This is a genomic window from Allofustis seminis DSM 15817, from assembly GCF_000374325.1.
GTDB classification, from domain to species: domain Bacteria; phylum Bacillota; class Bacilli; order Lactobacillales; family Carnobacteriaceae_A; genus Allofustis; species Allofustis seminis.
In genome coordinates this window covers 212,609-224,166 of the sequence record NZ_KB894079.1, presented here as the reverse complement: position 1 = coordinate 224,166, position 11,558 = coordinate 212,609, and the positions used below count along the sequence as shown (strand labels likewise).

Annotated in this window: 9 protein-coding genes; 7 read left to right on the top strand and 2 right to left on the bottom strand. The window is 34.7% G+C overall.

The features are described 5' to 3' along the window. Positions 1–54 precede the first annotated feature (54 nt). From C231_RS0101065 to C231_RS0101045, 5 genes are all read left to right on the top strand, one after another. Positions 55–495 carry a hypothetical protein gene (locus tag C231_RS0101065; protein WP_018658807.1) on the top strand — a complete coding sequence of 147 codons (441 nt, stop codon included), beginning with the start codon at positions 55–57 and terminating at the stop codon, positions 493–495. A gap of 22 nt (positions 496–517) precedes the next feature. Further along, a complete protein-coding gene (gene thiT, locus C231_RS0101060) occupies positions 518–1,081 on the top strand; it encodes an energy-coupled thiamine transporter ThiT (protein WP_018658806.1) in 564 nt (187 codons plus the stop codon). Positions 1,082–1,157: 76 nt separating this feature from the next. Beyond that, positions 1,158–2,531 carry a magnesium transporter gene (gene mgtE / locus C231_RS0101055; RefSeq protein WP_018658805.1) on the top strand — a complete coding sequence of 458 codons (1,374 nt, stop codon included), beginning with the start codon at positions 1,158–1,160 and terminating at the stop codon, positions 2,529–2,531. A gap of 106 nt (positions 2,532–2,637) precedes the next feature. Beyond that, a complete protein-coding gene (locus C231_RS0101050; RefSeq protein ID WP_018658804.1) occupies positions 2,638–4,359 on the top strand; it encodes an ABC transporter ATP-binding protein in 1,722 nt (573 codons plus the stop codon). Beyond that, on the top strand, positions 4,359–6,101 hold the full coding sequence (locus C231_RS0101045; protein ID WP_018658803.1) for an ABC transporter ATP-binding protein: 1,743 nt from the start codon (positions 4,359–4,361) through the stop codon (positions 6,099–6,101). Before C231_RS0101050 ends, C231_RS0101045 begins: the two co-directional genes overlap by 1 nt. A 33-nt stretch (positions 6,102–6,134) precedes the next feature. On the opposite strand, the gene C231_RS0101040 is transcribed toward C231_RS0101045, so the two are convergent. Continuing rightward, positions 6,135–7,601: a DUF1538 domain-containing protein gene (locus C231_RS0101040; protein ID WP_018658802.1), complete on the bottom strand. Its 1,467-nt coding sequence runs from the start codon at positions 7,599–7,601 to the stop codon at positions 6,135–6,137. 14 nt (positions 7,602–7,615) lie between these two features. Then, positions 7,616–8,278, bottom strand: a complete 663-nt coding sequence (locus tag C231_RS0101035; RefSeq protein ID WP_018658801.1) for a P-II family nitrogen regulator — start codon at positions 8,276–8,278, stop codon at positions 7,616–7,618. A 128-nt stretch (positions 8,279–8,406) separates the two neighbouring features. On the opposite strand from C231_RS0101035, the gene C231_RS0101030 reads away from it, so the two are divergent. Together C231_RS0101030 and C231_RS0101025 are read left to right on the top strand one after the other, a co-directional pair. Then, the gene (locus C231_RS0101030; RefSeq protein ID WP_018658800.1) at positions 8,407–9,519 is read left to right on the top strand and encodes an AI-2E family transporter; all 1,113 of its coding nucleotides are present in this window, start codon (positions 8,407–8,409) and stop codon (positions 9,517–9,519) included. A gap of 114 nt (positions 9,520–9,633) precedes the next feature. Then, complete coding sequence (locus C231_RS0101025; protein ID WP_018658799.1) at positions 9,634–11,544, top strand: ABC-F family ATP-binding cassette domain-containing protein; 1,911 nt, start codon at positions 9,634–9,636, stop codon at positions 11,542–11,544. The last annotated feature ends 14 nt before the right edge of the window (positions 11,545–11,558 follow it).

Below are 11,558 nucleotides of genomic sequence, written 5' to 3'. Positions count from 1 at the left end.
TGAATATGATATATAATGATAATCAAAGATAAATAAAATGAAAGGGGTTTTAAAATGGAGACAGTCTATACTACATATTGGATAAGTAAACGTGATGGCATAAAAAAAAGACATGCCACATATAAAACAGAAGAACAGGCTATTGAAGGTATCAAAGCTTGGTGGGAACTTCAAGGGGACCGTTATGAACCGACATATGAAAGAACGAACACAGGTGCTTTAGAAATTGCCTACATTGATGATAATTATTTTTATCGTGTGGAATCCAGTAAGACCGATCAACCACTACCGCCGACTTCTTATCAATTATTTACACAAGGACAGATTGAAGCCAAACGTGGTCAATGGCACGTCGATGATGATTTATATTTATTCGATGAACTGCCTGAAGCATATCGTGACCGCTTAATAATGGCGATGAATGATATTCTTACAGCACGTGCTTATATTTATACAGAAAAAGGACGTCCTGTTCAAAAAATGGAAAGAAAATAATTAATATAGAAAGAAGTATGGTATGAAAAATCAAAATGATAGAGTACTTGCTGAGATTGCCTTGGCAGCAGCATTAGCTTATATCCTATCTTTCATTAAACTTGATATCAATCAAAGTTATGGCATCTCTTTAAGTTTAATTCCCATTTATTTTATTTCGATGCGCAGAGGATTTCGCGAGGGCTTGCTTGCAGGATTTGTTGTAGGATTAATTCGGATTGTTTCCGGTAATTTTGTGATGCTATCCATTTTACAAGTGATGATTGAGTATCCTTTTGCATTTATGTGTGCAGGCTTCACTGGATTATGGTCAAATAAATTCCAACATCAATTGCAGACTCCTAATGATAATGTTGCAATTTTTACGCTGGGTGTTGCCACATTTGTTGGGACAGCTGTTGAATATTTCGTTCATTTTATAGCGGGTGTTGTCTATTGGGGACAATATGCACCTGAAGGAATGAATCCTGTGATATTCTCTTTAACTGCTAATGGTGCTAGCGGACTTTGTACGTGGCTTACGGGTTTTGTTGTTTTAGCGATTATATTGAAGATGAACAAGCGCCTTTTTCTTGTAAAATTGTGATGAAATAAATGACATTCAACTAAATATACACTAAGATAGTAAAATGGATGATTATTTATAGAAAGGCGTGCATAGAGTGGAACAAACATTTATTGAACAAGAATATCTTGATGCAATTTATAAAGCAGCAAAACAGAATGATCGTGAGAAATTTCGGGACTTATTTTTAAAGTTACATACAAATGATCAGCTAGAAGCTTATAAATTATTATATCCAGAATCAAAAGCTAAAATTACTCAATTTTTGCTTCCTCCTGAATTTGCTGAAATATTTGATATTATGGAGACAGATGAACGACTAGAAACGCTAGAACATTTACCTGATAAATATGTTTTGGATACGTTGGAATTTGTTTCGGATGATAATGTGGTTGACTTTTTACGTTCGCTAGATGAAGAGACTGCTACAAAAATCATTGCGAAAATGGACGAAGAAGACCGTCATCCAATTGAACGCCTACTTTTACATAAAGAAAAGACGGCGGGAGCTATTATGACGACTGAGTTCATTGTTGCCCATCGTGATGATTCAGTGGATTCTATTTTAGAGCAGGCGCGCCAAATTGGTCGTGAAGCGGAAATGATCTATTATATTTATGTATTAGATGATGCAGGTAAGCTTGAAGGGGTCGTTTCTTTACGTGACTTGATACTGGCACCAACACAATCAGCGGTCAAAGATATTATGAATACACAAGTGGTCAATGTTCATCCAGAAACGAATCAGCGTATGGTTACTTATTTGATTCGTGAATATGATCTATTAGCCATTCCAGTAATTGATAAAAATGATGTGATGCTAGGAATTGTTACAGTTGATGATATTTTGGAAATAATGGGGATAGAGTCCATTACAGATTTGCAGCGCATGTCAGGGATCTTAATACCTGATGATGTGACAGCAGAGGAGCTTCGCGATGAGACAGTCATTGAAATGACTAAAAGTCGCTTGCCTTGGATTATTATCTTGCTCTTTTTGGGACTCATTTCTGCAAATGTTATTAGTCGATTTGAGGGCGTGCTTTCGCAAGTTGTGGCACTTGCAGCATTTATGCCGATTATTATGGATACGGCAGGGAATGTTGGTACACAAGCATTAGCAGTATCTATTAGACGACTAACACAACAAGATCAGGATGGTCCTGGTATTATTACATTGCTTTTAAAAGAATTTCTCACTGGCGTACTGATGGGAATTGCAAGTGGTATTGTCATGTTTGGAATTTCTTATGTTATCTATCAAAATCATATCTTATCATTAGTTGTAGGACTTGCAATCGCTGTGACCATCAGTATTTCATGTGTGATTGGGTATATCATTCCTGGACTGTTCAGCCGGTTTGGAATAGATCCTGCGGTTTCAAGTGGTCCATTTGTTACAACGATTAATGATACATTTGGCTTATTTACTTATTTCACCATGGCAACATTAGTGCTTCATTTACTTTAATATATATATGTTTGAGCAGCTCTCTTTTTTGAGAGCTGCTATTATTTTATGTTATGATAAGTTGATAATTGTAAATGAATGCAACGACTATGAAATGAGGTGTCGGATGATTGTTTTTGAAGATCTAAAAAAATACAAAAAAATCATCTCGTTAGTTTTAACATTAACTTTTGCAAATGCGCTTGGAGAGTTATTTCTACCGCGTTATATGTCCAAAATAGTAGATATAGGAATCGTAAATAATGATATTCCATATATCTTAAAGTCCGGAGGTGTCATGATTGTTATTACGATCTTGACGATCATCGTTCGTGGATCTGCTGCTTATTATTCGGCAAAAGCTGCAATGTTATTTTCTAGAGATTTGCGCTATAAAATATTCAATAAAGTCAATGATATGACATTTGATGATACAGAAATATTTGGAATATCATCACTGATTACGCGTACGACAAATGACGTAGGAAATATTGAACAATTGGTCTTAATGTCGCTTAGACCATTGGCACGAGCTCCTTTGATGATTATTGGGGGACTTTCTATGTCCCTTGCTATTCATGTGCAATTGACACTTGTTGTTTTAATTGCATTTCCTTTTTTGGCTGGAATTTTATATTATGTTATGAAGGGGGTTATTCCCTATTTCCCAGTATTACAAGCACGTCTAGATCGCATGAATTTATTATTCCGACAGCGATTAACAGGACTTCAAGTAACACGTGCTTTTTCAAATGATGCTCAGGAAGAAGAGATTTTTAATGAAGCCAGTCAAAAACATTATGAATTGAATCTAAAATTAAATAAAGACTTGGCAACGATCCGTCCGTTAATGGTTTTATTTTTGAATATCGCTATCATTGCCGTCATTTATTTTGGTAGCCGCTTCGTATTATCAAACACTATTCAAATTGGACAGTTGATGGCATTTATTCAATATATTACACAAATGCTTAGTGGCTTCATTATGTTGTCTTATATGTTGACACTTTTACCAAGAACGTCAGCTTCCATTCATCGTGTAGAAGAAGTTATTACTTATCCTATTCATAAAACAGGCGGTAATCATTCGCTTGATGGCCCAATACAGTCTATAAAAGCAATGGATTTAACATTTAATTATCCTTATGCAAATCATCCTGCACTGGACCAGTTAAACTTTGAAATCTTTGCTGGAGAGTCAGTTGGAATTATAGGGGGAACAGGAAGTGGGAAATCTACACTTTTAAAACTATTACTGCAATTTTATGAGCCCACATCGGGCACATTAGAGATCAACCATTGCCCCATTCAATCAATTAAAACAAAAGAGTTAAGGCAAGAAATTAGTTATTTACCACAGCAAATCTTTTTCTTTTCTGATTCTATTCGCGGAAATATGCAATATAGCAATAAATATGCAACGGACGAACGAATTCTTAATGAATTAGCTACTGCACAAACGCAGTCTTTTTTAAATTTAAGCGATAAAAAAGTGCTGGATCAGGAGATATATCGTGGCGGAGCAAACTTTTCTGGTGGTCAACGTCAACGCTTAGCGATTGCGCGTGCCCTAAGTCGCGATGCCTCCCTCTATTTATTTGATGATTCATTTTCAGCTCTTGATTTTCGAACAGATTATCACCTAAGAAAGAAATTACACAGTCAATTAAAAAATAAAATTACTATTATCGTAGCCCAACGTGTTGCAACAATTCGACAAATGGACAAAATTTTTGTCTTAAATGATGGACGATTAGTAGGAGTTGGAACACATGATGAACTTTTAAAACATAATAAAATTTATCAAGAAATTGCGATTTCACAAGGAGAAGAGGGGGTGGCCAAATAATGACTGCAAAACAGACAATCAAACGTTTATTGAAATATTTGGCACCTTATAAATTTCAAAGTGTTATTGCGATTGCTACAACATTATTGGTCACATTATTCAGTATCTTTGCACCGATTTACATGGGGAAAATTGTTTCACATTTGCAGCGTGTCATGACCCAAAATGATTCATTGAATTTTGATAGTATTATTCATTTTTTAATGATTTTGGGCATGCTTTATATATTTTCAACGGTTGCTGATATTGCTCAATCCTATATGTTAGAGTATTTGTCGCAATCTTTAATTCGAGATATGCGCCAACAATTATCTTATAAAATCAAAAAAATCCCGCTGTCTTATTTTGATAGTAGACAAACGGGTGATTTGTTAAGTCGTATGACGAATGATATTGACGTTATCGGTCGAAATATTCAACTGAGTGTCAATCGCATTTTTTCAAGCATTTTGTTAGTGATAGGAATTGTAGCAATGATGCTTATTATCAGTCCGACTCTTTTTTTAGTTTTTCTTATAACTATTCCGTTGAATTATTTTGCAACGCAGTGGATTACTAGAAAATCACAACGCTATTTTAAAGAAAAATCAGCGGGGTTGGGAGCAATGGTTGGCTTTGTAGAAGAGAATTTTTCGGGAACAGATTTAATCAAAGCCTATGGTTATGAAGAAGACTCAGCAAAAGTTTTTAAAGAAATCAACGATCATTTATATTCTGTTTCCTATCGTGCCAGTTTTATGGCTGGTGTCTTGCAGCCTATTATGATTTTCATTGGTAATTTATCATATGTTCTAATTGCAGTCGTCGGTGGATTGTTAGTCGTCCATCAACAGATGCTCCTAGGAGATATTTTAGCTTTTATTCAATATAGTCAAGAAATTCGCCGCCCAATCGACATTATTGCAGATATGGCAAATACGCTACAAGAAATGCTAGCTTCGGCAGCAAGAGTTTTTGAATTTTTGGATGCACCAGAAGAATATAAACATGCTAATCAAGTGATTACACGTCCAATTCAGTCAATTGAATTCAAAAATGTTTCATTTTCATATGAAGAAAATGCTCCTGTTTTAGAGAATATTTCATTTAAAATTCGTCATGGAGAAACGATTGCCATTGTAGGTCAAACAGGCGCTGGAAAGACTACATTAGTCCATTTATTACTGAGATTTTATGATGTAACAGATGGACAAATTTTAGTTAATGGCATAGATATTCGCAATGTTTCCAGACAGAACCTTCGTGAATTTTTCGGAATGGTTCTTCAAGAAACATGGTTAATTCAAGGAACAATTTATGACAATATTAAGTATGGTGCTTTAGATGCAACAGAAGAAGAGGTTTTCCAAGCAGCAAAAGAAGCACATGCCCATCACTTTATTGAAAGTTTGCCAGACGGATATTGCACAATATTAAAAGAAGAAGCTACAAATATTTCCCAAGGCCAGCGACAACTTATAACAATTGCAAGAGCCTTTGTGGCCAATCCAGATATTTTAATCTTAGATGAAGCAACAAGTTCAGTAGATACTCGAACCGAACGACTGATTCAAAAAGGCATGAAGAACTTAATGCAGGGTCGTACAAACTTTGTAATTGCACATCGTCTGTCGACTATTGTTGATGCTGACACGATTATTGTGATGGAAAAAGGAAAAATCGTTGAACAAGGAACCCATCAGGCATTGATAGCATCCAAAGGAATGTATGCACAATTATATGAAAGTCAATTTATGGATTAAAAAAAGCAGGTCTTTTTTGACCTGCTTTTTTATTTAAGATTTATTCAGTTCTTTTTCATATAAATACCCAAAAATTAAAATGGCAATAATTGGTACCATCAGTACTAATGCAATCATTCCGAAACCATCTTGTAAGACATCAGCGGATGGAATAGCCTCTGCAATACCTTGCACAAAAGCCAAGATAAAAGTTGCAGCCATTGGGCCAGATGCGACACTTCCTGCATCAAATGCCATACCTACAAATAAATCTGATACCTTTAAAGTCATCAGAAGTACAATAATATATCCTGGAACAACGATATGCCATAGTTCCAGTTCAGGAATAAGAATACGACTGACAGCAAATAAAATGGCTAAACCAGCGCCGATTGATAATGAGGCTTTAATGGGTTTGCCTTTTACTGATCCTCCTGTTACTTCTTCAATCATATGTGTCTGAACTGAGACCGCTGGTTCCGCTAGAATGGTCATTGCACCTAATAAAAATGAAATCAAAAGTAATGGCCAATGAGAATCTAAAGAAGCTAATTTAAAACCGATTAATGCACCGACATTCATAAAGCCAGCATTTACGCCCGTTAAATATAAAACTAAGCCAATAAATACATAAATAAAGCCAGCTGTAATGCGATGGACATTAAAACGGTTGAGTTTTAATTTGGTTACTTGATAAAGATAGAAGACGAAAGTAACAGGTAAGACCGAAATTGCAACATCTTTAAGTTGGGCGCTCATTGTCTGCAAATAATAGCTAAAGAAAGGAATATCATGACTGCTAGAAATCTCTAATGAACCACTTACATCATCTGCCCCGATAAATAAGCTGAGCAACATCATGGCAATGACAGCACCTACTGGTACCATTCCCGTTAAGCCGAAGTTATCAGCCTCTGAAGCGCCTTTTTTTAGCTCTGCGATACCTGCCCCAATTGCCATAATGAATGGAACAGCAATTGCTCCAGTAACTGCAGCAGATGCATCAAATGATAGAGAAATGAATGTGTTGGATGTCACAATCATAACGGCAAACATAAGTAAATAAAAGCCCCAGATCAATTTTTTGATGGGAAAAACTTTTGAAATTCTAAGACTCCCTATCCCAACAATTAATCCGACACCTGTAGAAATTGCAATTAAAATGGAACTTGCAGAAATAGCGTCATGAGTTACAATGCTAATTTGGTTCGCTAGCACGCCTAAGGAAGGTTCCGCAAAAGAAATCATAAAGCCTAAAATGAAACCAATGCCTAACACGATCCAAGTTTTTGCGCTTAAAATGAGCCCTTTACCTAAATATTCTCCAACGGGTGTGATGGAGATGTCCACCCCCACTAGAAATATTGTAAGACCAAGAATTACAAAGATACTACCAAACAAAAAATTTTTTAATGCACTGAATTCAAGAGGCGTGATTGTAAAATGAAGAAATAAAACAAATAAAACAATTGGTAAAACTGATGCGCTAATTTCTTTTAATTTTATAGTGATTTGCCTCATATTCTATCATCCTCCTAAACAACACCGCGGACTTCTTCAAGTGGGAAAGTAAAGAGAACTCCCGTATTTTCTTTCTCAATTTTTAATTCTTCAGCAATTGTGGCGACAATATTATCTGTCTTATCATTTTCAATAATAATGGCAACAATTTCTTTTTCAGGCTCGATTTCCATATTAAATACCTTTTTTGATTTAGCAGCAGAGCCACGACCATGAATAATTGTTCCACCGTTACCGCCTGCACGTTTTGATGCATCAAGAACTAGATCTGCCTTTCCACGATCTACAATTGTTATGACAATATTATACATTTTATGTTGTCCTTTCTCTGTCAATATGGATAAATTGGCTGAATCAATATCATTTTCTTCACGAATCCCTAAAACATCTTTTAAAGAAATTCTCAATCCTAATCCATTATTCTTTTTATCTAAATGCAGCGCCTCAGCCACTTGATGTAATGCACTTTTTGTGCGATGAGAGGGGCCAATAATTAACGTGCATTCTCGGTGCATATCATCTAGTCCTAGCATTTGCCACAATTTAATATCTGCCATGCTATGTGCAAAGAAATAAGTAGCAGATGTTAGACCATTGCGTTTACAAATTGTTGCTGCTTTTTGATGTTTTTCATCATTAATTAGCAACAATAACAATTCAGGTATATCATTTTGCATTTTATTCGTCACCTCACATTTTCATCTATTTATCGTATCATGTTAAAATATTGTTTTCAATCGTCGCCAATTGTAGTAAAATCAAAAGGATATTATGATTTGGGATTTAAAGAAAGGAAAGTATTTTTGTGAAATATTTAAAAGGTTCTAAAATAATTGCATTTTTAATGTTTGTTTTTCTTGTAGGCTTAATTGTTTTAACATATCAACAAGTGTCATTTTTATTCATTCCTATAAATGCTTTATTTAGCACATTAGGTATTCCAGTAATTTTGGCCTTATTCATTTATTATGCTTTACTGCCAATTTATCAATTTGTGTTAGAAAAAACTAGTCGACAATGGCTTGCCATTTTAAGTTCATTTCTTGTATTGATATTGGCATTTGGATTTTTATTCTTAGCCATTTTCCCTAAATTGATTGATGAAATTTCGTCATTTATTAAAATGGCACCGACTATTTTTAATACAGTCGTGACAGAAGTTGAGAACTTGCTTTCAAAAAATGGTCTTTCTTCGCAACAAGTTAATGAGCTGATAAATGAATGGGACATCAATGTGTCCAATACTTTAAAAAATGTAGTAGGTAGCTTAGGGGATGGCATTTCTTCAACAGTTAATTATACCGTTACATTTTTTATTAATTTATTTACAGTGCCAGTGATTTTATATTATTTCTTTAAAGATGGATCAAAAAGTGCAGATAAAATTGTTGAATTGTCGCCGAAAGAATATCGACCATTAGTGGAAGAGATCTTGGAGATTTTTCATGATGGCGTGAGTGGCTATACAAGTGGACGACTAATTTTATGTTTATATGTTGCGGTAGCTTCCTATTTATCTTTTATGCTATTGGGGTTACCTAATGCGATTCTTTTAGGTGTGCTAGCAGGGGTATTTGATATTATTCCTTATTTTGGTCCAGTTTTAGGGATTATGCCTGCAATTTTAGTTGCAGCAACGCAAGGATGGTTTGCGGTAGCTATGGTTGTCGTGACAATTATGGTTATTCAGCAATTGGAAGGAAATGTTATTGCACCATTAGTGATGGAAAATAATTTGAGTATTCATCCTCTTACAACTATTTTAGTGTTACTTGTTTCTGGGAATTTATTCGGAATTTTAGGAATGATTTTAGCGCTGCCTGTCTATGTGATTACGCGTGATATTGTATTGGCAATTTTTAAATTTTATAAGAAAAATTATCAATCAAAAAAGATAACTACTCATTCAAATAAATAGAAAAAAAGCTCATGGAAATAATGCCATGAGCTTTTTTTATATATCCTTTAATTTTTAACTCCTCTTTATCTATGATAAAATATGAAAGAATTCATAGCGAAAAAGGTGCTTAACTTGAAAGAATTAAAACTTGAAGATATTACACATTCTATTGGTGTAAAAGAGTTATTTAAACATTTAAATATTTCAATAACAACTGGCGAAAAAATTGGTTTAATCGGCCGAAATGGTACGGGTAAGTCAACACTCTTAGATATTGTCGCTGGGGATGCTCTTCCTGATGAAGGACAGCGCATTACACCGAAAGATTATACTGTTGCTTATTTAAAACAGGAGCCACAATATGATCCAGATGAGACTGTCTTAGAAACGATCTTCAATAGCCCGCAGCCTTTGATACAATTAGTGCTGCAATATGAATTAATATTAGAACAACTCAGTCAAAATGCGACCGATCAAGCACTTCAGAAAAAGTATACAAAAATTGAAGAAGAAATGAATCGCTTAGATGGATGGTCTATAGATGCGACCGCAAAATCGATTTTAAATCGTTTAGGAATAAAAGATGTTCATGCACCAATGCGCAATCTATCTGGAGGCCAAATTAAAAGAGTAGCACTTGCACAAGTTTTAATTGCGGATGCTGATTTATTAATTTTAGATGAGCCAACAAACCATCTGGATTTCAGTTCCATTCTTTGGTTAGAAAATTTCATAAAAAATTATTCAGGTGCTGTCTTACTGGTTACACATGATCGCTATTTTTTAGACCAAGTCGTGAACCAAATTGTTGAATTGGATTTTCAATCGCTGACAAAATATCCTGGCAATTATGCAGCATATTTACAAAAAAAGCAGGAATTGTTAGAAAATATAGCGTTGCGCCAAGAAAAAAATTATCAGCTCTATAAGCAAGAATTAGCATGGATGCGTGATGGTGTGCGGGCCAGAGGAACAAAGCAAAAAGCTCGCATTCAACGATTTGAAAAGTTACAAGATGAAGTAAATAGTGAGGCAAGACAAGCTGGAATTACAATTAATTTCAAAACGCCACGTCTTGGAAAACAAGTATTTGATTTAGAAAAAGTAAGTTTTTCTTATCATCCAAAAGCGCTAATAAAAGATTTTAGTTTGATTATTAAACGCTACGAAAGAATTGGAATTACTGGAGATAATGGAACAGGAAAATCCACTTTTTTAAAATTACTGTCGCAACAATTAGTACCAGATTCTGGAACTGTAACAGTAGGTCAGACTGTAAAAATCGGATTTTACCAACAAACTTTCCCCAAATGGGACGAGAATAAAAGAATCATAGAGTATTTGCAGGAAGCTGCCAAAACCATTGCTTTAAAAAATGGTCAGCAAATAAATTTAATTCAACTTTTGGAAAGCTTCTCATTTCCTAAAAAAACACATGGAGCATTTATTCGAACTTTATCAGGCGGAGAAAAAAGAAGACTGCATTTAATTCGTATTCTAATGGAACAGCCAAATGTATTATTGTTGGATGAGCCAACTAATGACTTGGATATTGAAACTTTACAAGTTTTAGAAGCTTTCTTAGAAGATTTTAAAGGAAGTGTAGTTGCTGTCAGCCATGATCGTTACTTTTTAGACAAAATTTCCGATAAACTTCTTATTTTTAAGGGCAATGCACAGATTGAAGAATATTTCGGGTCGCTTTCTGAATACACTATAAAGCAGCAAAAAGTTGAGAATGTACCGCAGGCAAAAGATATCAATAGAGCGACTACCAAAAATGCTTCAGCATCTCATCAGGAAACTAAAAAAAGACTTTCCTATATGGAGAAAAAAGAATGGGAAACAATCGAAGAAGAAATTGAAGCATTAGAACAAAAGAGCCAGATGATTGAAGCGAAAATGAATGAAATTAGCTTATTGCCTAATCAAGAAAAATATTATGGCGATTTAATGGATTTACAAAATGAAAAAGAAGAAATTGAAATGAAGTTGCTTGAAAAGATGGAACGTTGGGAATATTTAAGTGAGTTAGCAGAATAAGAGATGGGGGATCG